Source organism: Marinitoga sp. 1135 (assembly GCF_013363245.1).
Lineage (GTDB): Bacteria > Thermotogota > Thermotogae > Petrotogales > Petrotogaceae > Marinitoga > Marinitoga piezophila.
In genome coordinates this window covers 46,189-71,479 of sequence record NZ_LBEZ01000014.1, presented here as the reverse complement: position 1 = coordinate 71,479, position 25,291 = coordinate 46,189, and the positions used below count along the sequence as shown (strand labels likewise).

Here is a 25,291-nt window from a genome sequence, read left to right as displayed (position 1 = left end):
ATTCAAACCCCCACAACATTTTTAAAATCACCTTCTAATATTATTTTTTTTATTTTTTCACAATCCAGATTTACACAATAAATATCTTCTGACACATTATTTATATATATTCCATACTCAAAAAACTCTTTTTCTCTATAATAAAGAATTTTTCTTTCCTGAATTTCAAATACTATTGTTTTATATTTTGAAAAATCATTATTAGAAAGGTGTTTCCATAATAATAAATTTATTGGTATATAGTAATCATATTTAATTGAAAATCTGTATTTAAACATAGATTTTTTCAAATATAAATAATACATATTTTCTCCTAAATCTATAACACCAACCTTTTCCTTTGAACTCTCGTAATCTCTTGCATTATTTATAATATACATGTTTAATTCATCTTTATCACTGAATTTTTTTATAATTCCGTAATTATGAACAATATTTATTCTCTTTTCTCCAAAAAAAGATTTCTCTTTTATCTTTTCTTTAAAAAGATATTTATTGTTATAATAATACTTTTTTACCACTTTATCCCTCCCCATGAAAAGGCCGAAGTTACAGGAAGTATTGAAAATCTTAAATATACATTATCGTTTATATATATAGTTCCTCCAGGCCCCTGCATCATTAAATTAAAAAATTGATATACATGAGCATAATTTTTATACTGGGTGTATGGAAGCTGAAGAAATATATTACCAATAAAATATATTTTACCTGCTACTATAACCCTTGAATTCTTCTTTTTAAAATCTATAGAATGATACTTTGCCTGCACAAAAGTATCCATCATATACACAAAATCTATTCTCTTTTTTATGTCTTCAAAAAATGTATGTTTTATAATTATAGGAGCAACTAATATTAAAATACTTTCTATTAACAGTACAACAATCACTTCAAAAAGTATAAATCCTTTTTTTGACTTCATCTATATCCCCTCAAACATATTAATAGCATTAAACATCCCATTATAAAAGGTATATACAATTTCTAAAATTATAACGGACAATATTGATATTAAAATTGGTTCAAATATCTTTTTTAATTTTTGAACATAAGTACCTATTTCCAGATTAAGATGGGTTTCCATTATCTCCAATGGCTTTTTCATATTTCCAATATCATTTGATAAAGATAGTGCATATATTAATTCACCAAAAGAGCTGTCTTTAAATGCATCGGATAAATCTTTTCCATTTTTTATTTTCAAAAGCATCTCATTTATTTCTTCCGCTACTTTTTTAGATGTTGCAATTTCCGAACTCTTTTCAAATGCTGAATATAAAGTATCCCCACTTTCTATAAAAATTAATGTATTCTCAATAAATTCCAGCAAATAAAACTTCATATATAAATTACCTAAAAAGGGGATTTTATATATTATTTTATCAAATTTTCTTCTATACTTTAATAGAACAGCTACGGCTATAGCAATAATTGAAAACAATAATATTATCCCCCAGGAGAAAAGAAAATTAAATTTTACATTAAATGTTTTTGAAAAAATAGGGGATATATAAAATTGAAGAAAGAAAAGAAGGGATATTATTGCAGAAAACAATAACAAAGGGTAAGCAATTATATTTTTAAATTCTTTATAATTATTAATTCTATTTTGATATATATTCTCAAGCCTTTCAAGCATTTTAATCATTTCTTTTTCATCTGAAACACCAGAAAGCGATACCCTTAATTCATAATCAAAAAAATATGCGGAACGTAAACTTTCCACATATGTATTACCAGCTATTAAATTATTTACAATAAAATCAAGTGCAACCTTTAATTGATATGTAATCCCTGTATTTTTTCTCATTAAATCTACAGCATCAAAAAATGTAATATTGGTTGCCAGTAATGCTTTTAAAGATTTTATAAAGGTAAGATGTTCTTTTTGAGATAACTTCTTAAATTTTATTCTTTTCACAAATTCGAATTTCTTTATTAAAATACTTTTATTAACCCTTTTAAGTGCATCTGTTTCATTTTTTCCAAATACATATCCTTTTATTTCTCTGGAATATTCTTCGCCTTCGAAATAAAAGAGTTTCATAGACTATACCCCCTATCCCTTTAAACAATCCGAAAAAAATTATATCATAATCATGTACAATTTAAAAAGCTTTGACATAAAAGGATAAATATGGTAGAATTATTCTGTAAAGCCCCGATTTTTTTATACGATATATATAATGGACCCTGAAAACAAAGAAGGTGATAAAGATGATTAATGGTGTATCGGGAGTTGGCTCATATCAATATACACCTCAAATCAATACCAGAAATGCTGCATCATCTGCAGCTAATCAGCAAATGGCTCAAAAAACCAGCCAGGACTTTGATAATCTATTAAACGCTATAGTTTATCAACAGGATGGTTTAACCCGAAAATTAGTAAGGATAATCGGTGATATGTATCAGGGAAAAAATCTGGATATTTTAGCTTAAATGCGGGCTTTAATGCCCGCATTAGTTATTGGAGGGAAAAAATGCTTTTAGACTTACATTCACATTCAACATATTCAGACGGAACATACAAACCAGAAGATCTAATATTATTGGCTAAAGAAAAAAATTTAGAATTATATTCTATAACAGACCACGATAATATAGATGCACAAAAAGAAGCTATTGAATTTGCAAAAAAATATGATGTAAATTATATTACTGGCGTAGAAATCAGTTGCAAATTTAAAAATATGTTTGATCTTTTGGGATATGGCATTGACATAAATAACGAAAAATTAATATCCACACTTAATAGAATTCAGGATTATAGAAAAAATAGAAATAATTTAATGATAGAACGACTCAAAGAACTTGGTTTTGAAATAACCTTAGATGAAGTTGCCGAAGAAGCTCAGGGAGATGTTATTGGTCGACCACATTTTGCACGTGTTCTGTTAAAAAAAGGATATGTCAAAGATAGAGAAGAAGCTTTTGATAAATATCTTGGAGACGGAAAACTTGCATATATTCCAAAACAAAAATTACAACCAGAAGAAGCTGTTTCTTTAATAAAACAGGCTGGGGGTTATCCTGTAATTGCTCATCCAAAGTATTTAAAATTATCTCCATCGAAACTTATAGATTTAATATACTATTTAAAACCTTTTGGATTATGGGGTATTGAAGTTTATTATTCCAAACATACAAGAAAAGAAATTGAAATTTTCAAGGATATTGCTTTAAAAACAGGATTAATGATAACAGCAGGAAGTGATTTCCACGGAGAAAACAAACCTGAAATTGACCTTGGAATGAGCGTGGAAGATGAATACCTAAAAAAATCTATAGATGTATTAAAAGGGTGATGAATTTGAATTACAAAGAAAGAGAAAGATTATCAACCATATCATCTATAGTTTCCATAATTGCAAACGCATTACTTGCAATACTCAAAATAGGTATTGGATTCTTTACCAATAGTATGGCTATATTAGCCGATGGTCTTGACACAGCAACAGATATATTAACCTCTGTTATGACATTAATCGCAGGAAAAATCTCCAATAAACCACCGGATATTGAACATCCATATGGACATGAACGTGCGGAAACAATAGCCACAAAAATTGTATCTCTTATAATAATGTATGCGGGTATAGAAGTATTTACAAATTCCATAAAACGTTTAATAAATCATGATGCAAATATAGATAATCTGCTTTTTGTAGTTATTATTTCTGCTATTTCCGTAGTGGTAAAGTACTCCCTGTACAAATATAGATTATATATAGGAAAAAAAATAAATAGCAACGCAACAATTGCAGATGCTTTAAATATGAGAAATGATGTTTTTACTTCTTCTTCTGTTTTAATAGGAATATTAGTTCTATACTTCACAGGATTATGGTGGATTGATTCCGTATTAGCTATTTTTGTATCTTTAATGATTTTAAAAACAGGATTTGAACAGTTTATGGAATCATCAAGTGAATTAATGGAAAGTTCCCCTGAACTAAAAGAATTATATGAACTCGTCGCAAACTGTTCATGCAAAACAGCCAAAGCACAAAATCCTCATAAAATAAGGGCAAGAAAATTTGGTCATAGATATTTTGTTGATATGCATATTGAATTGCCACCGGAAATGACAGTAAAAGAAGCAAATGAAATATGTGCAGAATTGGAAAAAAGAATAAAAGAAAAAAATCCTGCTATTAAAGATATAATAATTCACGTAGAACCATATGGCAATGCCGAAAAGGAATGTTTTGGATTATCAATAGATAATATAAAACACATGAAGGGGGAATAATTGTGTATCCTGTAGTTCATATTTATCCTGAAAAAATAAAGGAAAATGCTCTAAACATCAAAAAAATTTTTGAAGAAAGAGGAATTTCATTTACTGCTGTTACAAAAGTTACCGCCGGAAATATTGATGTAGCAAATGCTTTAATAGAAGCTGGCGTTAAATCAATTGGGGATTCAAGAATACAAAATATAATTGATATGAAAAATGCCGGTATTGATGCAGAATATATGCTCTTAAGAATTCCTATGAAAGACGAAATAGAACTGTTGGTTAAATATGTTGACGTTACACTTGTTTCTGAAATAGAAACAGTAAAATGGATAAATGTTGCAGCTGAAAAAGCTGGAAAAATACAGGATATAATCTATATGGTTGATGTTGGTGATTTAAGAGAAGGCGTATGGTATGAAAATGCCGTAGAAGAAATATCTAAAGTCAAAGATTTTAAAAATATAAAACTCAAAGGTATAGGAACAAACCTTGGATGTTTTGGTGGAGTTTTACCTTCAAAAGAAAATATGACAACATTATTGAACATAAAAAAAGAGATTGAGGAAAAATTAAACATAAAAATTGAAATAGTGTCCGGTGGAAATACTGCAGCATTACCGCTTGTAGAGAAAAATCTATTGCCTGAAGGAATTAATCATTTCAGACTTGGCGAATCTATTATATGCGGAACCGATGTAACAAATAATAGAATTGTACCAGGAAACAATGTTGATACAATGATTTTAGAAGCACAAATTATAGAATTAAAGGATAAACCTTCAGTACCTGTTGGAGAAATAGGTTTTGATGCTTTTGGAAGAAAACCAGAATTTGAAGATAAAGGAATAAGAAAAAAAGCCATTCTGGCTATAGGTGAACAGGATATTATCGCAGATGGACTTATTCCTTTAGATGAAAAATTAGAAGTATTGCACGCAAGTAGCGACCATACCATCGTAGATGTAACTGATTCTGAAAAAGAATATAAGCTTGGAGACACTATAAAATTCAGAATGAGTTATGGATGTCTTTTAAAAGTAATGACAGGTAAATATGTTGAAAAAATAATCCATAAATAATTAAACCCCCGGGTATTTAACCGGGGGTTTAATTAAAAAGAGTAGCTATATATTTTATTATCGCTTCCGTAAATAAATGTGGTATTAGAAATCCATTTTACAAAGGTTATATGTTCATAATCAGTAATATACTTCGCTATAGTTTCATTTGTATTTATATCCTTTATTAATATAAACTTTCCATCTGTAAATATTATCCTTCCATTATATATATCCAGCGAAATAATCTTTCTAAGTGAATGAGATATTATTTTCTCCATATTGCCTGTGAAAATATTATATATATATAAATTAAATTTTGTATCTTCAACAAGAAGTTTATCGCTGGAGTATGGAATTATTGTTTTTACTGGATAACGAATTACAATTGTTCTATCATATTCTGGTTTATCGTTATAATGAATTATAATCCTGTTTGATGGCGAGGTTGTGAATCTTTTAAATTTGTCTTTTGAATAATATGAAATCATGGTTTTATTGTCAGGTGTTCTTTTGATTTCCGAAATCAATCCCCAATTTCCATAGTATTTTTCAACTATTTTTTTATTTTTATAGTCATATTTTACTATTTCTCTGTTTTTATTTCCATAATAGATATAATCACCATCAAAGTCTGCAGATAATTGCAATTTCTGGTCTTCAAATAGTTCTTTGCCATTTTTTAAGTTATATAGTCTAACTTCACCGTCATTACATGAAATAAATAAAATATCCTTTATTATTTTTAAATTTGAAAGGTAATCAAATAATTCTATATTTAAGATTTCATTTCCATCTTTTTTTATTGATACTTCACAAAATTCATTTTCTATTATTTCATAATCTCCTATTTTCCAGTAATTATTTATATTATTTTCTGTTTTAAAAAGTAATTTTTCGTTTTCGATATAATCTGGATAGTCCTTTAAGCTACGAATTTTTCTGTATAATTCTTTATTTTCAGGTATTGTATAGTCCAGAGCATAAAACCTTAAATATCCATCGATATTTTTTGCAAATAGATTTTTTGTAAGGTATCCTATTTCAGGATATGCAATCCTTCCAACATGCATAATATTAACAGTTTTAAATGTATTTAAATCTATTTTCAGTATTTTACCGGAAAGATATAATACATACAGATAATTTTTGTTATTTGAAATCTGGCTGAGATAATCATTTTCTAAAAATAGTTCTTTTACTATTTTCAAAGTGTTTTTATCTAAAATGGTTATTTTATTAAATCCGGAGGTTACTATAATATAATTTTCTGCAGGAATTATATGCTTTATAAACCAGTCTGAGATTTTAATACTTTTTGTAATTTTATTGTTTTCAAAAATAGATACCGTTCCGTCTTCATTTCCAAGGAGTAATTTATTTCCAATTCTTTTTACAACATCGGTATTTATATTATCTATTATTTTCTGTAGTTTTCCTGTATTTAAGTTGTACTTATATATTTCATATCCAGTTGAAAACACAAATATATTATCTAAAATATCTCCTTTAATAAGCGCAGGTTTATCAACTTCTAAAGGTATTTTATGAATTAAAAGACCGGTGTTTTTATTATATATATTTATAATTATATAATCTGCCAAATAATTATAGGTTATAACATAATTATTATCAATATAGGATAAAAATCTTCCGTTATAAAGAGAATACCTTTTATTAAAAAGATCATATACTGCAATAGAATTATTTATTCTTCCAACTATTTGATTATTATAATTTAAACCAATTTCCCCCTTAAGATTATATATATTTTGAAGCTGAATATTTCCTATAATATAATTTTCATAATATAAATAATAAAAATAATTTGCGGCATATATACCATTAAATGAATTTCCAGAATAATTTTTAACCCATTTAAGCCAATCGCCTATTAATTCATCAAAGTTTTTTCCAGAAATATCTTCAATATTCGTAAAGTAATTTATGTAAAGGCTTTTTATTTCATCGATTGTATAATGCTGCAACATATACTCAAAAAATGAAGAACCATATCTATATATATTATCGTTTTTTTCCAGTTCTTTTAATATTTTGTCTGGATTATCAAAATCAAGTTTTTTTCCGTATTTAAAAATAAATTTTAAATATGCAGTATTATATTCTGTGGTAAAATATTGAGGAATTGACTCAACGAGTATTTCAGAATGTATTTTATCCTTTTTATATTCCTCTTTATATTTTTCATATTCAAATTGTGCTTCAACAAAATGTATTAATTCATGACGTAAAGCCCAGCTGGTAGTATAAATGGTATTGCCACCGCTGTTTAATCCTCCAATATCCATTATATTTCGCATTTCAAAATCCTTTAATATATATACATTAGCTTTATTTTTCACATTTTTAATTTTAAAAAAATCAAATAATCTATCAAGATTTTGCTGTTCTCTTTTGGCTATTATTCTTGAATATCTGGCAAATTCGCTGTCCTTTTCAAAATGAAATATAATGTTTTTTGTTGCGATTTTGCACCAATGTTTATCAGCATAGTCTTTAAAATTGTTCAAAACAAAACGATTTTGGTCAATTTTTCCGTAATTAATAGAAAAGGATACAACTGTTAGAAAAATTAAAAAAAATAAAAAAAAGAATCTTTTCAATATCCCCACCTCCATTGAAAATATTCACTAAGATTATAACAAAAATTTTCGAATAAAAAAAACTGTAACATTGTAAAAATTTCTTTATTTGTGAAACATCTTTTCCTGTAATGAAAAAATTATGTTATAATTAAATTTGAGAATAATTTTAGGAGGATTTTATGAGCAAAAAAATATATATTTTAACACTTGGCTGCCCCAAAAATGAGGCAGATATGGATGTTTTAAAGGGAGAATTTATAAAACGAGGATATGAAATAATAGATAATCCGCTAAAGGCGGATATAGCAATAATAGATACATGTGGATTTATAGAACCTGCAAAAGAAGAATCTATAAATGAAATATTTAATCTTGTTGCATTAAAAGAAGAAAATCCGGATTTAAAGGTCATTCCTATTGGCTGTCTTATTGAAAGATATTATGAAGACTTAAAAAAAGAATTAAAAGAAGTAGATGGTCTTATAGGTGTTGTTCCGCCTTCGTTAATTGCTGAAAATATAGATAAAGGTAATTTTTATTTTAAATTAGAACAGCCATATGATGTATATTCATGTGATTTTAGAGTTATTCCAGATAAACCATATGCATATATAAAAATAGCAGATGGATGTAATAGAAAATGCGCTTTTTGTTCTATACCATATTTTAAGGGGAATCCTTCAAGCAGGGAAATAGAAGATATCGTAAATGAAGCAAAATTCCTCATAAGTAAAGGAATAAAAGAAATAGTACTTGTATCCCAGGATAATACATTATATGGTGTGGATTTATATAAAAAACAGGCTTTACCAGAGCTTTTAAAAGCGCTTAACGAAATAGAAGGTGATTTCTGGATTAGGGTTATGTATTTACATCCAGATTTCATCAATGATGAAATTATAAATACTATACATCAACTGGATAAAGTTGTAAATTATTTTGATATTCCTTTGCAACATGGTTCAAATAATGTTTTAAAACGCATGGGAAGAATAAGAACGGTTGAACAATTAAAAGAAATTATACAAAAAATAAGAAAAAATTCAGATAGCATAATAAGAACAACATTTATAGTGGGTTTTCCTGGTGAAACGGATGAGGATTTTGAAAAATTAATTCAATTTGTTGATGAAATGGAATTTGATAGACTTGGAGCCTTTACATATTATGATGAAGAAGGGACACCTTCATATGCCTTTGATAAAAAAGTTAATGAAAAAACAAAAGAAATAAGACTTGAAGAACTTATGGAATTGCAAAAAGAAATCTCACTGGAAAAATTAGAACAATTTGAAGGAAAGAAATTAAAAGTGTTAATAGAAGAATTAGAGGATAATGTATATGTTGGAAGAACATATATGGATGCACCTGAAATTGATGGAAATATATTTGTATCCTCAAACAGAGAAATAAAAATTGGAGATTTTGTCGAAGTTGAAATAACCAATACATTTGAATATGATATGGAGGGCTTTACAGTATGAATCTCTGGACTGTTCCAAACATATTAACCTTTATACGAATAATAGCAACAATTCCAATGTTTATGATTACATATGACAAAAATCTCTATATAATAGCTTTTTTTGTGTATATATTAGTATCTTTAACAGATTTATTAGATGGATATATTGCGAGAAAATATAATCTTGTTAGTGATTTTGGAAAATTTATGGATCAGATAGCGGATAAAATATTAATAAATGCTTTGTTTATAGCCTTTCTGGATATTCATTTAATTCCAGGTTGGTTTGTGGCTATTATTATAGTTCGCGATATTTTCATTAGTGGATTGAGAATGTTTCTGGCAAATAAAAATATTGTAGTGGCTGCAGATATGTGGGGAAAATTAAAAACCTTTTCTCAGACTATCTTAATTGGTTCATTATACTTAAGCGTTCAGTTTTCATTTTTAAATAGTATAAATACATTTTTAATATGGATTACAGCTTTCTTTTCCATCTTTTCGGGATATAATTATCTGGTAAAAAACATAGCAGGATTTAAGGGGGAGGAAAATGGACAGAAATAAAAAAATCAGAACATTTATAGCAATAGAAGTAAATCAAAGTATTCAGGATATATTGAGAGATACAATTGTAAGATTGGAAAGAATGGGGTTTAAGGGAAACTGGACAAAACCCGAAAATATTCATTTAACCCTATATTTCCTTGGAGATACTCATATCACAAAAATAGCAGAAATCGCAAAAAGAATGGAAGAAAGAATAACCGGATTTCCAACATTTGCATTTGAAGTTAATAGGGTTGGATATTTTAAAAACAGGAATTTTCCACGTGTTGTATGGCTGGGAGTAGACGGTGGAAATACTCTAAAACAGTTACACAATGAGGTTATAAAATCCTTAAAATTATCAGGTATTCATGTTTCTGAAAGTGAAGAACAATTCCATCCACATCTTACAGTCGGTAGAATAAAAAAGGCACCAGAATTCTGGGAAAAGCTCATAGCGGTATTACCTGTAGAAAGAGTTCTGGTTCCAGTAAGTTCTGTTGGTATATATTCTTCAACATTAACCAAAAAGGGACCCATATATAAGAGGTTGTACACCATCGATTTTGAGGGAGGTTTGATTATTAATGGCTAAAAAGGCATCAAATAAAAAGAGCAGTGTCAGTTCAAACAAAGGCGTAAATAAAGAAGAAATGCTCGATAAACTCGTTAAAGAGTTAGAAAAAAATTATGGTCAGGGTTCTATAATGATCCTGGGAAAAGGTCTGGAAGATGAAAGAAAGCTGGATATAGTTCCAACAGGTGTATTATCTGTTGATATTGCTTTAGGTGTTGGTGGATATCCAAGAGGAAGAATTATCGAAATATACGGTAATGAATCAAGTGGTAAAACAACCCTTGCTCTTCATTCAATTGCTGAAGTTCAGAGAAGAGGCGGTATAGCAGCATTTATTGATGCTGAACACGCTCTTGATCTTGAATATGCAAAAAAGTTAGGAGTTGATCCTAACACTTTGATTCTTTCTCAACCAGATTTTGGAGAACAGGCACTTGAAATAGTAGATAGCATTGTTCGTTCAAATATCGTTGATCTTGTTGTTATAGACTCTGTTGCTGCTTTGGTTCCAAGGGCAGAAATAGAAGGTAATATGGGAGATTCACACGTCGGGCTTCAGGCAAGATTAATGTCTCAGGCATTGAGAAAACTTGCTGGAAGCGTTAATAAGTCAAAAACTATAGTTATTTTTATTAACCAGACACGTATGAAAATTGGTGTAGCCTATGGAAATCCGGAAACAACAGCAGGTGGTGTAGCTCTTAAATTCTATTCAACAATAAGAATGGAAGTAAGAAAAGGTACCACATTAAGAGAAGGTAAAGATGCATATGGTAACGAAGTAAACATCAAAGTTGTAAAAAACAAAGTGGCTCCGCCATTTAAAGAAGCAAAGGTTGATATGATCTATGGCCAGGGGTTAGCAAAAATCAATGATATTTTCAACATTGCTGTAAATCATGATATCGTAAAAAGAAGTGGAGCATGGTTCTCCTATACAGATTTAAATGGCAATGAAATTAGTCTGGGACAGGGTAAAATAAAATCTCTTGATTATTTAAAAGAAAATTCCTATTTACTTGATGAAATTGAATATCGAATAAGAAAAGAAATGGATTTACCAATTCCAGATGATTTAAAAGAAAAAGTGGAAAATCCATCTAACACCTTAGAAGAAGCAGAAGGAGAAGAAATTACAAATAATGAAGAAAAAGAAGATTGATCCTACAGATATTATGCAGGCAGAAAAAAAGGCCATTAGCTTATTAAAGTATCGAGCAAGATCAGAATATGAATTAAGAAAAAGACTGCTCGAAACAGGTTTTTATAAAGAAACCGTTGACGAGGTAATAGAAAAGCTCAAACGCTTTGATATGATTAATGATGAGCTATTTGCATATTATTATCTATATGATAAAATCACCTTTAATTACAAAGGACCATTTTTATTGAAAATGGAATTAATTTCAAAATATCATATAGAAGAAGAGATTATATATAAAGCTTTACAAAAAGTATTGGAAGAAATAAATTTGAAAGAAATAATTCGTGAGATAGTGAAAAAACAAAAAAGATTGGGAAAAGATTCAAGAAAGATAAAAGAGTATTTGTATAAAAGAGGATTTGAAATTTATCAAATAGAAGAAGTTTTGGCAGAAGATGGAGGTGAATAATATGGTAACGTTGTTATATACGTTAATCGTTATATTGGTAATTTTGGTATTTGTAGCATATAAAACAGGTATGACAAAAGGTTTAGAAAAAGGAAATAAAGAGTTTCTTGAAAAATTAAAATCTGAAAAAGAACAGTTAAAAATGGAAATTGAAATAGCTAAGAGAGAAAAAGATGAAATAATAAGAAATGCACAAAAAGAAGCAGACAACATAGTAAAATCAGCTCTCATTGAAAGTAAAGAAGAAATTCAAAAAATGAAAGAAGAATTCAACAGAGAAATAAAATTAGAAAAAGAAGAATTAAAATCAATGGAAGAACGTTTAATCAGAAGAGAAGAAATGATTGACAGAAAAGAGCAAAACCTTGAAGAATTAAAAAATAGATTAGACTCAGAAAAAGAAGAAATCTCAAAGCTAAAGGAAGAACTTGAAACAAAATTATATGAAATAGCGAATTTAACAATGGAAGAAGCAAGAGAAAAGGTGCTTAATGAAGCAAAAGAAAAATATGAATTAGAACTTGCTCAAACATATAAGGCAATGAAAGAAGAATATGAAGAAGATGCAAAGAAACATGCTCAGTGGGTAGTTAGCATAGCAGTTCAAAGATACGCTTCCGATGTAACATCTGAAATTACAACATCTACAGTTTCATTACCAACCGATGATATGAAAGGTAGAATTATAGGTAGAGAAGGTAGAAATATAAGGGCATTTGAAAAAATGACAGGCTGTGATTTAATTATTGATGATACACCAGAAGTAGTTGTAATATCAGGATTTAATCCATTAAGAAGAGAAATAGCAAAAAGAACGCTTGAAGCACTTGTTGTAGATGGAAGAATTCATCCAGCAAGAATTGAAGAAGTATATGAAAAAACAAAGAAAGAATTGGAAGATATAATAAAAGAAGCTGGTAAAGAAGCTGTAATGAGAGTTGGCATTAAACCATTACATCCAGAATTGGTAAAACTTTTGGGAAGATTAAAATTCAGAACAAGTTATGGTCAGGATGTTCTTGAACACTCAATTGAAGTTGCAAACTTCGCAGGATTAATGGCAGCAGAATTGGGACTTAATGTTGAATTAGCTAAAAGAGCAGCATTGTTACACGATATTGGAAAGGCAATAGACCACGAAGTTGAAGGGTCACATGCTATAGTAGGTGGCCAGATCGCAAAGAGATATAATGAAAAATTAGAAGTAGTTAATGCAATACAATATCACCACAATGAAGTTGATCCTATGACACCTGAAGCTGTAATTGTTGGTGCTGCAGACGCTGTATCAGCTGCAAGACCAGGTGCAAGAAGAGAAACACTTGAAAACTATATTAGAAGAATTGAACAACTAGAAGAAATTGCAAAAGAATTTAGACATGTGGATAAAGCTTATGCTATTCAGGCTGGTAGAGAACTAAGAGTTATTGTTCAACCTGATAAAATTGATGATGCTCTTGCAGATAAACTTGCAAGGGATATTTCAGCTAAAATCGAAGAAACAATGGAATATCCTGGAGTTATAAAAGTTACTGTTATTCGAGAAAAAAGAAGCGTATCCTACGCATCATAAATTAAATGGCGGCAATTTTTGCCGCCATTTAATAGATTAGAGGTGTTAATTTTGAAATACAAACCCCAGATAACAAATATTCTTATATATATATTATTATTACTTACATTAAACTCATGCGTTTTTTTCCAGAAAGATTCTCCGCTAACAGAAAAAGAGTATATTGCTGGATATCCTTTAAGTCTCACATTTACAAGAAAAATAGAAAAAATCTATATTTATGATTCAAATGGAAAATTAATATACAAATATGAAGGAAATCCAATCCTTTCTTTAAAGCTTCCATATATAGTCAATAGCAATATTAAAGTGGAATTCTATGAAAGTGAATCAAATAGACATTATATCAATAATATAAATGTGATAAAACCAAAAATAGTTTTTCTCCTTTACGGTGGAGCTGATAACAATCTTGACTATATAGGCAATTCAGATGATTACAAAGATCCGCTAACAAATAATCTCGATTATTTCTTCAATTATGATATTAATGAAATTAGAAATTCCATAAAAAAATCTACAACTCCAATTGTAACCATAATATTAGCAGACAGACAAAATATAGATGATTATTTCCTTTTCATAACCAATTTTAATGGTTACAAAGAACTGAAATTTTCAACAGAAAATTTTGGATATGAAAAAGAATTATCTTCAGCATCAGAAGATACTCTATATAAATTTATAAATGATTTTACCATAAAAGATTCTAATATAATAAAAATACTTGACATATGGGATCACGGAAATGGATGGAAAGATGAATCAAAAACATTAAAAAATGAAGCAATAAAACCAAAATTAATTGTTGATGATAATGGTTCATATCTTAAAATCAAAAACATACAAAATGTACTAAAAAAATACAAAAACACCTATAATCAAAAAATAAATATGCTTCTTTTTGATGCATGTAATATGATGAGTCTGGAAATTATGTATGAATTTAGAGATTTAACCGATTATTTCGTGGGGTCTGTATATTCTATTGCAGCATTTGGATTTTATTATAATTTTTTTCATGATTTAGATTTAAATAATCTGGAATATTCACTATTATATAATTTAATAGAAAACTACAGATATTATTATTCCTCAATATATCCATTAAAATACATATCACTGAGCGCAGTAAATCTAAATGAATTTAAAAATATATGGGACAAATTGGAATATACAAACAACATATCCGATACACAATTCTTATATAAAAACTCCGACAGTGCATATGTTTCAGAACCAACAGACATGATTGATATTATTAAACTTAAAATAGATAATGAAACTTTATCAAATTATATAAATAATGCTATTATAAATTCTATTGTAAAAATAAATGGAAATATATTGAATAATTACAGTGGAATAGGAATGATGTTTGAAGATATATTTAATAAAAGCCTTTATGATGATTATAAAGCTCTGGATTTCTACACCAACTATAAAAACTGGATAGAAACAACATGGAAAGCTATTATTCTGGAAAACGCAGATTAACAATATAACCCTTTAAATATGATATAATATCATATGTGGAAAAAGAATATAATATAAGAAAAGATAAAAATGCAGGAGGAAAAAAACATGGCAAAACATGATTTAGGAATAGACCTTGGTACAGCAACATTTATAGTATACAAAAAAAATGAAGGAGTTATAATAAATGAACCTTCAGTAGTGGCTGTTGACAAATTAACAAATACCATTACTGGTTTTGGCAGTGAAGTAAAAGCAATGGTTGGTAAAACACCATATGGTATTGAAATAATAAGACCTATGCAGGATGGAGTAATTGCATATCCATCATTAATTGAACAGTTATTAAGATATTTTATAAAACAGGCTAAAACAGGTTTTTTCCCTTCTAAACCAAACCTCGTTATAGGTATTCCAGCACGTACTACAGACGTTGAAAGAAGAGCTGTAAAAGATGCTGCAGAAAAAGTTGGAGCAAACAAAGCTTATCTTGTTTTAGAACCTATTATTGCTGCAATTGGAATTGGATTGGATATTACCAAGCCAAATGGACATTTAATAGTTGATATTGGCGGCGGAACAACCGATATAGCAGTAATCAGTCTTAGCGGTAGCGTTGTTTCGGAATCAATAAAATTCGCAGGAGAAATAATGGATCAGGAAATAATAAAATATGTAAAAAGAAAATACAAATTCTTAATTGGCGAATCCACAGCAGAATATCTAAAAAAAGAAATAGGTAAAGCACACAGAGATATTGAAACACTTGAATTAGAAGTAAGAGGACAGGATCTGGCTACAGGTATGCCATCTTCAAGAGTTATAAACTCCGATGATATATATGAAGCCATAGAAGATGTTTTAAATGATATAATTCAAAAAACAAAAAATGTCTTAGAAATTACTCCTCCAGAATTATCAGCAGATATATTAAAAAATGGAATATATTTAGCAGGTGGTGTTGCCAAATTAAGAGGTTTAGCTCAATTATTTGAAGAAAAAACAGGTGTTACCACAAATGTAGCTGAAGAACCTCAACTATGTGTTGCAAGAGGGGCAGGTATACTACTTGAAAATCCGGAATTATTATCAAAGGTTGCTGTAATTTAATGAAAATATAAGGGGTGAGGATATGTGGTTGGTAGTCTCTGATACACATGATAACATGCATAAAATGAAAGAAATAGAAAAGATAATAGAAAGAGAAAATATAACCGCTGTATTTCATTGCGGAGATTTTGTAGCACCATTTATTCTGCCATATATAATAAAAGAAAATATAGAATTTTATGGCGTTTTTGGAAATAATGACGGTGAAAAATTATTACTTTCTGAACGTTCAAATGGCAGAATATTACCTGGACCAAGAATTATTGAAGTTGAAGGTAAAAAAATTATGATGATGCATGAACCTTTTGCTCTTGAAGCAGCTGAAAAAAGTGGGTTATATGACTTCATATTCTTTGGACATACGCATGAAATTGTTCATCGAGTAACTGGAAAAAGTGTAATCGTAAATCCAGGAGAAGCCTCAGGATGGCTTACAGGAAGGGCAACAGTGGCGCTTGTTGATCCAAAGGACGGAGAAGTAAATATAATGGAGATATAAAAAAATTGTGGCGATTATGCCACAATTTTTTATATCTTTAATTAATATCCTTAATATCATTTTCTTTTAATTAAATAGAATTGGTGTTGATTGAGAAAAATAAAAACTCCCTCAAACGACTTGGTTGCTGATCCTCGAAATTTATCTTTGAAAGTATTCATTCACTTTTATTTTTTCAATCGTTTGTAATTTTACCTTGGACACTCTGCGAGCCTTCACTCGCTTTTATTTTTTCCAACTATCCTGTCATCACCGCTGCGGGAAATTCTTCGTTTTCATTCACATTATTTTTCTTTTTTCTCATTACATCTAACAGAACACTCTTTAAGCATTCATTCATCTTTTTATTTATATAGAAGAAAATAGTTAGAATAATGTGAGCGAAAACTTGAAAATTCCCGAAAAGAAATAAAAAAGAAGAAATATTAGAAAATAAATAAGGTAATAACAAAAAAGCTCCCATCTGGGAGCTTTTTGTATGGAGCGGAAAACGGGATTCGAACCCGCGACCCCCTGCTTGGCAAGCAGGTGCTCTACCACTGAGCTATTTCCGCTTGAGTATATGTTTGGTGCGCGAGGTGGGACTTGAACCCACACGGGTAAATCCCACTGGATTCTAAGTCCAGCGCGTCTGCCAATTCCGCCACTCGCGCGTTGGCAGGTATAAAAAACTGGTGACCCGCCTGGGACTCGAACCCAGGGCCCCTTGATTAAAAGTCAAGTGCTCTACCGCCTGAGCTAGCGGGTCACGCTCAATCCGAGTATTATTATATATTATTTTTTTCAATTTGTCAAGTTAAGAAAAGTGTTTTTTGTTTAAGGTATGAAAAACATTGTGAAAATACCGTGTGAATTGATATATATTGACTTTTTTAAATTTTTATTCATACTGTCAAATTTGTGTAATCTAAAAGGTGTAGTATATAAATACCGACCGGTTGGTCTGATTTTTGCTGTAATTATTGTGAAATTATAAACATCAAAAATAAAATTATATTGGTTAAAAAGGGGGCATGAAGATGATTAAGGTCCATGGACTTAAAAAGTATTATGGAAAAAATAGAGGTATTGAAAAGGTTGATTTTGAAATTAAAGAAGGGGAAATATTGGGACTTATAGGGCCAAACGGTGCAGGTAAAACAACAACAATAAGAATTCTAACAGGATTTTTAACCCCGGACAGCGGAGAAGCTTTTATTGAAGATAAGAAAGTTCCCTTTGAGATTGATAAAATAAAAGAGAACTTAGGTTATATTCCTGGTGAGGTAAATTTTTATGGCGATATGAGGGTAAAGGAATTTCTTGAATTTAATAGATCATTTTATAAAAACATTGATATTAATTATGAAAAAGAAATAATAGAAACACTGAATATAGATGTAAACAAAAAAATTAAAAACCTTTCACTTGGTAATAAGAAAAAGATAGCGATTTTACAGGCTCTTGTGCATAAACCGAAATATTTAATTCTTGATGAACCAACCAGCGGATTGGACCCGCTTATCCAGCAGAGATTTTATTCTTTAATAAAAAAACATAAAGAAAATGGTGCTGTTATTCTCTTTTCATCTCATATTTTATCTGAAGTGGAAAAACTATGCGACAGATTTACAATGATAAAGGATGGAACGGTTATAAAATCGGGAACAATAGAAGGATTAAAGGATATTTCGAAGAAAATAATAACTGTTTGGGATATAAAATTAGATGATAATTTGAAAAGATTTAAATATGAAAAGCAAAACAGTGAAAAAATTAATTTTTATGTAAAAACAGTGGAGCTTAAGGACTTTTTAAAAGTGCTTTTAAATTATGATTTTAAAGATATGGAAATTAAGAATCCGGATCTTGAAGATATATTCCTTGATTTTTACGGGGAGTGATATTATGGGATTAATAAAAAAAGAATTTAAGGATACTTTTAAAGGGTTAATTATATGGAATATTATATTTATTTTATTTTCTGGATTATATATACCCTTTACTGATAAAATGACTGAAAAATCAGATGTTATAAGCAGATTTTTTAATTCCATACCCAGAACATTTTTAAAAGCTTTTAATATATCAGATATGGAAATGTTTTTGAAACCAGAAGGTTTTTTTGGTTCAGAAGGTATGGCCATAGTTTTTATTTTTGCTGCAGTTTATTCAATTATGCTTGTATCAAAAAGTTTTGCCGGTGAATTCGATAACGGTACAATTGAATATTTATTAATAAAACCATATTCAAGAATTAAGATTTTTTTTAGCAAATTATTGGTTATGTTTTTTAATATTACTGTTATAGCTGCAATCTTCACAGTAACGATAGTATGGATGTTTAAATTTTTTGTTGCTTCTAATTATAACGTTGAAATATTATATGGCTTTGGTTTTTATACATATGTTGTTGAAATATTCTTTATTTCTTTTACATTATTTCTTTCTTTCACAATAAAAAAAGGGTCTCTGGTAAATTCCATTGCAATGGGAATTTTATTCCTTATGTATTTTGGTTATACATTGCTTGAAGATATAAAAGGTTTATCTTTTTTAAGTTATATCAGTGTATTTAAATACATTCCGCTTGTTGCTACAGTAAAAAATAATACTGTTTATTATCAAAACGGGATATTTATTATTCTCTTAAGTATTGTTTTATTAATAGTTTCCGCTTTATGGTTCAATAAAGAAGATATTTCTTTAGCGTAGGAGATGAGAATATGATTATAAAAAAGGAAATACACTCTAACCTTAAAAGTTTAATAATATGGGCTATTGTATTAATTTCATTTGCGTGGATGATAGCACCTTTTATAGATTATGTATTAAATGATTCTCAGAGTTTAAAGGAATTTATAAATATGATGCCAAAATTTATGTTAAAAGCATTTACGGATAATATAGATTCTTTATTTACACCACAGGGATTTTTTAATGTAAAAATTATGATGATGGCAGAGATATTTACCGCAATATTTTCAATAATGACGGCCGCTTCAATATTTGCACATGAATTTGAAAAAAAGACTATTGAATATATATTAATAAAACCTATAAATAGAAAACAGTTGTATCAGAAAAAAGTTTATGCGCTATTCTTGATTTATCTGATTTTTGCCATGATTTTCTGGATAAGTATATTAATTCTCTTTAAAATTTATGTTCATTATCCATATGATGTTAAAATCCTTTCTTCTTTTGCATTATATCTCTTTGTAACAGAGGTTTTCTTTGGTTCTATTACAGCAATGCTTTCTGTAATATATCAGAGGAATTTTATGCCTATTTCAATTACCATGGGAATATTTGTATTTATGCTTATAGGCGATATGCTTGGAAATGTAATGGAATCAATTAATTGGATACGATATTTCAGCATTTTTAAATATATCTCTTCTAATTCTACAGTGGCAACAGGAAAAATTTATTTATTCAATTCGCTAATTATAATAATAATTAGTATTGGCTTAATATTCACAGGGCAGTATATTTTTGAAAAAAAAGACATATCCATTTAAATGTTATTATAATAATAAAAAGTGGAAGGATGAATCCTTCCACTTTTTAATTAATTTATTCAATAGCTCTCATGGCTTCATTTGGAGATAGTTTCGATGCTGCCTTTGAAGGAGAATATACTGCTATTATTGAAATTAAATAGAATATCAGCGTTGTATAAAGTAATTTTGAATATGGCACAGCAAATGCAATTCCTGTATTTTCATAAAGTTTTAAGTATATAAGATAACTTGCAAATGTTCCTGAAAATATTCCAATTAAAAGCCCTAACATTATAGTTACTGTAGCTTCCACAAAAAAGGTCATAAATATCATATTTCTGGTAAATCCTATAGCTTTTAGCATACCTATAATCCTTTTTCTTTCATTTACCGCTTTCATCATGGTTATTGAAACACCAATAATTCCAACCATTAACCCAAAATACAAAAATGAATTAAATATATCTACCATACCCTGAGTTGCCTTTAATCCAAGATTCATTATATCATCAACAAATATATAAAATTGATTTTTCTTTTTTAAATATTGTTCCACAGAATCTTTATATGATGGATTGTCTAAAGAAAAGAAAAATCCATGTACAGCAGATTTTTTGAATTTTTCAAGATATGGATTTTTAATACTCAATATTGGTCCCATAGCCAATGATTCACTTATTTTAGAGGTAATTCCAATAACCTTATATGTTATTGTTGCACTTGATGTCTTTCCAAAACCAAATGTTGCACTTGTTATATGGCCGGTAAATTCTTTACCCAATTCAAAATCATAACCGCTTTTCGGATCAATTAATCTCTCAGGTAAAATTGCATAATCTGGATTATTATAAACTAAATTCCAGACCTCTTCATTTGATAATCCCTTAAATTCATCTATTGTTTCTTTTATTTTAAGTTTATTATTTAGAAAAAATTCCTTTGAACCAAATACAAGTGCATATTCCTGTTTTGAATTATTTAATGCGCGTATGAAGTAAAATTCACCTACATTTTTAACTCCAGGAAGTTCCTGTAAATCCTCTTTTGTTAATTTATTTATAACTATTGCTGTTGGCATTTCAACAACAACTCCATCAAAACCTGCAAATAATGCATCACGAGAGTTTCTAAGATTTTCAGAATGAATATAAGGAATTATTGTTAAAATTGTTATTATAAATATAACCATACTATATAATGCAATAATTGCACCTGTTCTTTTTGAATTTCTCATTGGATAGGAAAATGATATCTTTAATATTGGAACAAACTTACCCTTTAATTTTATAATGTTTAAAAGGAACTTTTCTATAAGCTTTAAATTAAAAGTGATAAACAATATTGAAGCTACAAGAATTGAAAATATCTTTATACCCAATGAAAGAAAATTTTCTATCTTTAAATAGAGAGCAAATATAAATAAAAGTAAAGCAAATATATTTCCTATTATACGTCTATATTTAAATATACCCTTTTCTTTTTTATTTTCTGGAATATCTTTAATCGCATTTACTATATTCAATCTTCCAACAGAATATGAATACAAATATGTTATTGTTAATGGGATTATTACACCCACAATAACACCAATGAATATAGAATACATCGAAATATAATAAGCATCTAATAATGGAACTTCACCTATTATATTCTCAAAATTAGAAAGCGATTTAAAAAGTGATGTAACCTTTGAAAAGGTAAATTCCGAAATAACTATTCCTGTAAAAATACCAAATGGAATTGACAAAAGCGTATAAAATAAACTTTCATAAAAAATTATTAAACGTATTTCCTTTCTTTTAAATCCAATTGCTCTTAACATTCCAAGTTCTTTCTTTCTCTCTGCAACAAGCATTGAATACATATTAATTATTAATATACCACCTGAAACAATAGCAAATAAACTTAAAGCAAGGAAAATATATGAAACTCCTCCTTGATCCACCGCTCTTATCTGGTTATCTTTTACAGGAATAAAATCAGCCTTTATATTCATTTCATTATATATTTTTTCTACTTGATTTGTTAATTTATTCCCCTGAATATAATCTCCTTTATTTGAAATAAGTATCTGGTGATACTTTCCTTCAGGTATCCCGGTAAAGGAACGTATAGTTTTAAGAGGAATAAAAATAGTACCTGCTCCATTATTTGCTTCAAGTCCTCTATAATTTAAAACTCCTCTGGAATCTATAATCTCAACAACTTTAAAAATTTTAGGAAACAGCAAATTAGCAGCTGTTGATCCGGTAATTATTTCTATTTCATCACCAACATTCACCTTCAGCTTTTGAGCAAGTTTTTTTGTTAGCACTGCATTATAACCCTTTAAATCTAATAATGACTCCGGAACATTTATTTTATCTGTTCCAAAATTTTTTAATAAGTTATAATCCATACCTATAACACTTGCCTGATATATATCTGACACCTTTAATCTACGAATAGACCCCTTTTTAGCAACAGAATACAATTTAAAAACTATGGGAATATTACCATCAATTAAATTTTTTTCTTCCAGCTCTAAAAGAAATGGCTTTATTTCAGAATACTCCATTGTACCTTTTGATACCAACACCTCATCTATTTCTCCAAAATATAATTCCACACTTTTATAAATATAATTTTTAAATGAATCATTAATTCCCAAAGACCCAATAATAAAAGCCATACCTATCATAGAACCTAAAATCATTAAAAAGGCCTCTTTTTTTACCCTAAAAATATTTCTAAATGAAATCTTTAGAATATGCTTCTTCATATATAAACACCACCTGTTTTAATCATTAGATGATTTTAATCTTAAAATTCCACTATCCATTTCAAATGTTTTCTGTGTATATTCTGTAATTCTTGGATCATGCGTAACAATAACAAAAGTTTGATTGTTTTTTTCATTTAATTCCTGTATTAAATTCATTATATTCATTCCTGTTTTAGTATCAAGAGCTCCTGTTGGTTCATCTGCCCAGACTATTTTGGGTTTTGTAACAAGAGCTCTTGCAATTGCAACCCTTTGGGCCTCACCGCCACTAAGCATATTTGGAAAATTCTTCATTCTATCCTTTAATCCAACCTCTATAAGCATTTCTTCTGCAGCTTCTCTTGCGTCTTTTTCACTATATCCCTGAATTAATAAAGGAAGCTCTACATTCTCAACAGCATTTAATACCGGTATTAAATTAAAAAACTGGAAAATAAAACCCATATATTTTGCCCTAAATTCTGTTAATCTATCATCGCTTAAAGTTGTTATATCAACTCCATCTATAATCACCTTACCTGATGTAGGCGAATCAATGCCAGATAAACAATTTAAGAGTGTAGATTTTCCAGAACCTGATGGACCTAAAATAGAAACCATTTCGCCCTCAGCAATTTCTAAATTAACTCCTTTAAGCGCGTGAACTTCTATACCTTCATTTTTATATACCTTTGTAAGATTTTCAGTTTTTATTAGCATATCTATCACCTCATAAGAATCTTTTATAATTTATAATTAAATTATAAAACTTTTTCAAAAAAATAACAAGAGGGATCTCTCCCTCTTGTTAATAAAGAAAATTCGTTATAATTTTAATTCATCTAATCCTTTTTCAATAATTTCTTTTGTATCTCTTGCAATCATTAATTCTTCATTTGTTGGAACAACCATAGCAACAACCTTTGAATCTGGAGTTGAAATAATCTTTTCTTCTCCTCTTATATTATTAGCTTCCTTATCTATAGTAATTCCAAGATAACCAAGATAATTCTCGATAATTTCTTCTCTCATAATAGGTGAATTTTCACCTACACCAGCTGTAAATACAATTGCGTCTACTCCATTCATTGCTGCAGCATATGCACCAATATACTTTGCAATTCTATATTCATAAACATCAAAAGCCAATCTACATACAGGATCTCCTTCAATTGCATTATCTTCAATATCTCTCATATCACTGCTAAATCCTTTTGTTAATCCTAAAACACCGCTCTTCTTATTTAAGATATTAACAACTTCTTTGGCACTTAAACCTTCTTCTTTTTCTAAAAATTCAACAATAGCTGGATCGATATCTCCACTTCTTGTTCCCATAACAAGACCTTCTAACGGAGTGAAACCCATTGATGTATCTACAGAAACACCCTTATTTACAGCTGCAACTGAAGCACCATTTCCAACGTGTACAGTTATAATCTTCAATTCATTATATGGCTTTCCAAGAATTTCTGCAGCTCTTTTGGATACATATCTATGACTTGTTCCATGGAAACCATATCTTCTAATTTTATATTTTTCATAATATTCATAAGGAATAGCGTATAAATAAGCTTTTGCTGGCATTTTTTGATGGAATGCTGTATCAAATACTCCTACCTGTGGAACTCCTGGTAATAATTTCATTGCAGATTTTATACCCATAATATTTGCTGGATTGTGTAAAGGAGCTAAGAAAGATAAAGCTTCTATAGTCTTTAAAACTTCATCTGTTATTTTTACTGAAGATGCAAATCTTTCTCCACCGTGAACTACCCTATGACCAACAGCATCTATTTCTTTTAAATCCTTTAAAACACCGTATTTTTCAGAAGTTAATAATTCTAAAACTCTTTTTAATCCAACTTCATGATCTGGAATTTCTTCTTCCAAAATGTGCTTTTCTCCATTGATCCTATGAACGATTCTTGACCCGTTTATACCTATTCTTTCTACTAAACCTTTTGATAATACTTCTTCTGTGTTCATGTCAAGAAGCTGATACTTAATAGATGAACTACCTGAGTTTATAACCAATACTTTCATTCTGGAATCCTCCTTTGTGGAATGGTATATTATGATTTCTTAATATACATAAAGATTATATCAAAAAAAACTATAAAAATAAAGATATGTAATGTATCATAATATAACGTTCTCCCTAATAATATATATTTATCAATGAATAAACTCTCAATTTTAACATATATATTAAAATACTAAGAATAAATACTGAGAAAAAAATTTCGTGAAAATTTTTTCATATTATATAATCAAACGAGATTTTT

23 protein-coding genes and 3 tRNA genes are annotated in these 25,291 nt (G+C 28.8%); 16 read left to right on the top strand and 10 right to left on the bottom strand.

The annotated features are described in order from the left end of the window. Window positions 1-2: 2 nt before the first annotated feature. From XO10_RS06835 to XO10_RS06825, 3 genes are read right to left on the bottom strand one after another with little or no spacing between them, the layout of a single operon-like run. On the bottom strand, window positions 3-521 hold the full coding sequence (locus tag XO10_RS06835; protein ID WP_014296847.1) for a hypothetical protein: 519 nt from the start codon (window positions 519-521) through the stop codon (window positions 3-5). Continuing rightward, window positions 515-925 carry a hypothetical protein gene (locus tag XO10_RS06830; RefSeq protein ID WP_175418399.1) on the bottom strand — a complete coding sequence of 137 codons (411 nt, stop codon included), beginning with the start codon at window positions 923-925 and terminating at the stop codon, window positions 515-517. The genes XO10_RS06835 and XO10_RS06830 overlap by 7 nt, the downstream gene beginning before the upstream one ends. After that, complete coding sequence (locus XO10_RS06825) at window positions 926-2,050, bottom strand: type II secretion system F family protein (RefSeq protein WP_175421317.1); 1,125 nt, start codon at window positions 2,048-2,050, stop codon at window positions 926-928. Between the two features lie 170 nt (window positions 2,051-2,220). Between XO10_RS06825 and XO10_RS06820 the strand changes: the two genes are divergently transcribed. Genes XO10_RS06820 through XO10_RS06805 form a run of 4 tightly spaced genes read left to right on the top strand, consistent with a single transcriptional unit; the run spans window position 2,221 to window position 5,328 of the window. Then, window positions 2,221-2,445 carry a hypothetical protein gene (locus XO10_RS06820; protein ID WP_014296844.1) on the top strand — a complete coding sequence of 75 codons (225 nt, stop codon included), beginning with the start codon at window positions 2,221-2,223 and terminating at the stop codon, window positions 2,443-2,445. 41 nt (window positions 2,446-2,486) lie between these two features. After that, window positions 2,487-3,311 (top strand): PHP domain-containing protein, encoded by an 825-nt coding sequence (locus tag XO10_RS06815; RefSeq protein WP_014296843.1) that lies wholly within the window; start codon window positions 2,487-2,489, stop codon window positions 3,309-3,311. Beyond that, window positions 3,311-4,258, top strand: a complete 948-nt coding sequence (locus XO10_RS06810; protein ID WP_014296842.1) for a cation diffusion facilitator family transporter — start codon at window positions 3,311-3,313, stop codon at window positions 4,256-4,258. The genes XO10_RS06815 and XO10_RS06810 overlap by 1 nt, the downstream gene beginning before the upstream one ends. A gap of 2 nt (window positions 4,259-4,260) precedes the next feature. After that, window positions 4,261-5,328 carry an alanine/ornithine racemase family PLP-dependent enzyme gene (locus XO10_RS06805; protein WP_175418398.1) on the top strand — a complete coding sequence of 356 codons (1,068 nt, stop codon included), beginning with the start codon at window positions 4,261-4,263 and terminating at the stop codon, window positions 5,326-5,328. Between the two features lie 32 nt (window positions 5,329-5,360). On the opposite strand, the gene XO10_RS06800 is transcribed toward XO10_RS06805, so the two are convergent. Continuing rightward, on the bottom strand, window positions 5,361-7,931 hold the full coding sequence (locus XO10_RS06800) for a hypothetical protein (RefSeq protein WP_175421316.1): 2,571 nt from the start codon (window positions 7,929-7,931) through the stop codon (window positions 5,361-5,363). A gap of 161 nt (window positions 7,932-8,092) precedes the next feature. Between XO10_RS06800 and rimO the strand changes: the two genes are divergently transcribed. The 9 genes from rimO to XO10_RS06755 all read left to right on the top strand — a co-directional run bounded on the left by rimO (window position 8,093) and on the right by XO10_RS06755 (window position 16,775). Next, window positions 8,093-9,397, top strand: coding sequence for a 30S ribosomal protein S12 methylthiotransferase RimO (rimO, locus tag XO10_RS06795; protein WP_014296839.1), 1,305 nt, complete (start codon window positions 8,093-8,095; stop codon window positions 9,395-9,397). Then, window positions 9,394-9,945 carry a CDP-diacylglycerol--glycerol-3-phosphate 3-phosphatidyltransferase gene (pgsA, locus tag XO10_RS06790; RefSeq protein WP_014296838.1) on the top strand — a complete coding sequence of 184 codons (552 nt, stop codon included), beginning with the start codon at window positions 9,394-9,396 and terminating at the stop codon, window positions 9,943-9,945. The genes rimO and pgsA overlap by 4 nt, the downstream gene beginning before the upstream one ends. Beyond that, window positions 9,932-10,522: an RNA 2',3'-cyclic phosphodiesterase gene (gene thpR, locus XO10_RS06785; protein ID WP_014296837.1), complete on the top strand. Its 591-nt coding sequence runs from the start codon at window positions 9,932-9,934 to the stop codon at window positions 10,520-10,522. The genes pgsA and thpR overlap by 14 nt, the downstream gene beginning before the upstream one ends. Continuing rightward, window positions 10,515-11,666 (top strand): recombinase RecA, encoded by a 1,152-nt coding sequence (gene recA / locus XO10_RS06780; protein WP_014296836.1) that lies wholly within the window; start codon window positions 10,515-10,517, stop codon window positions 11,664-11,666. The genes thpR and recA overlap by 8 nt, the downstream gene beginning before the upstream one ends. After that, window positions 11,647-12,117: a regulatory protein RecX gene (locus XO10_RS06775; RefSeq protein ID WP_014296835.1), complete on the top strand. Its 471-nt coding sequence runs from the start codon at window positions 11,647-11,649 to the stop codon at window positions 12,115-12,117. The genes recA and XO10_RS06775 overlap by 20 nt, the downstream gene beginning before the upstream one ends. A 1-nt stretch (window position 12,118) precedes the next feature. After that, window positions 12,119-13,690, top strand: a complete 1,572-nt coding sequence (gene rny / locus XO10_RS06770; RefSeq protein WP_014296834.1) for a ribonuclease Y — start codon at window positions 12,119-12,121, stop codon at window positions 13,688-13,690. Between the two features lie 51 nt (window positions 13,691-13,741). After that, a complete protein-coding gene (locus tag XO10_RS06765; RefSeq protein WP_175421315.1) occupies window positions 13,742-15,187 on the top strand; it encodes a clostripain-related cysteine peptidase in 1,446 nt (481 codons plus the stop codon). Window positions 15,188-15,274: 87 nt separating this feature from the next. After that, on the top strand, window positions 15,275-16,276 hold the full coding sequence (locus tag XO10_RS06760) for a rod shape-determining protein (RefSeq protein WP_014296832.1): 1,002 nt from the start codon (window positions 15,275-15,277) through the stop codon (window positions 16,274-16,276). A gap of 22 nt (window positions 16,277-16,298) precedes the next feature. Next, window positions 16,299-16,775 carry a metallophosphoesterase gene (locus XO10_RS06755; RefSeq protein WP_014296831.1) on the top strand — a complete coding sequence of 159 codons (477 nt, stop codon included), beginning with the start codon at window positions 16,299-16,301 and terminating at the stop codon, window positions 16,773-16,775. Between the two features lie 479 nt (window positions 16,776-17,254). Here XO10_RS06755 and XO10_RS06750 read toward each other — a convergent pair. The 3 genes from XO10_RS06750 to XO10_RS06740 all read right to left on the bottom strand — a co-directional run bounded on the left by XO10_RS06750 (window position 17,255) and on the right by XO10_RS06740 (window position 17,523). Next, window positions 17,255-17,329 (bottom strand) — tRNA-Gly (locus XO10_RS06750). 13 nt (window positions 17,330-17,342) lie between these two features. Next, window positions 17,343-17,428 (bottom strand) — tRNA-Leu (locus tag XO10_RS06745). Between the two features lie 19 nt (window positions 17,429-17,447). Further along, window positions 17,448-17,523 (bottom strand) — tRNA-Lys (locus tag XO10_RS06740). A gap of 271 nt (window positions 17,524-17,794) precedes the next feature. Between XO10_RS06740 and XO10_RS06735 the strand changes: the two genes are divergently transcribed. From XO10_RS06735 to XO10_RS06725, 3 genes are read left to right on the top strand one after another with little or no spacing between them, the layout of a single operon-like run. After that, window positions 17,795-18,658, top strand: coding sequence for an ABC transporter ATP-binding protein (locus XO10_RS06735; protein ID WP_014296830.1), 864 nt, complete (start codon window positions 17,795-17,797; stop codon window positions 18,656-18,658). Between the two features lie 4 nt (window positions 18,659-18,662). Further along, window positions 18,663-19,469: an ABC transporter permease subunit gene (locus XO10_RS06730; protein WP_075780631.1), complete on the top strand. Its 807-nt coding sequence runs from the start codon at window positions 18,663-18,665 to the stop codon at window positions 19,467-19,469. A gap of 11 nt (window positions 19,470-19,480) precedes the next feature. Then, a complete protein-coding gene (locus tag XO10_RS06725) occupies window positions 19,481-20,278 on the top strand; it encodes an ABC transporter permease subunit (RefSeq protein ID WP_175421314.1) in 798 nt (265 codons plus the stop codon). A 55-nt stretch (window positions 20,279-20,333) separates the two neighbouring features. Here the strand turns inward: XO10_RS06725 and XO10_RS06720 are convergent, their stop codons facing one another. The 3 genes from XO10_RS06720 to ackA form a co-directional block, all read right to left on the bottom strand. Beyond that, window positions 20,334-23,021, bottom strand: a complete 2,688-nt coding sequence (locus XO10_RS06720; protein WP_014296827.1) for an FtsX-like permease family protein — start codon at window positions 23,019-23,021, stop codon at window positions 20,334-20,336. An 18-nt stretch (window positions 23,022-23,039) separates the two neighbouring features. Next, window positions 23,040-23,723, bottom strand: a complete 684-nt coding sequence (locus XO10_RS06715) for an ABC transporter ATP-binding protein (protein ID WP_014296826.1) — start codon at window positions 23,721-23,723, stop codon at window positions 23,040-23,042. A 105-nt stretch (window positions 23,724-23,828) separates the two neighbouring features. Beyond that, window positions 23,829-25,049, bottom strand: coding sequence for an acetate kinase (gene ackA, locus XO10_RS06710; RefSeq protein WP_014296825.1), 1,221 nt, complete (start codon window positions 25,047-25,049; stop codon window positions 23,829-23,831). Between the last annotated feature and the right edge of the window lie 242 nt (window positions 25,050-25,291).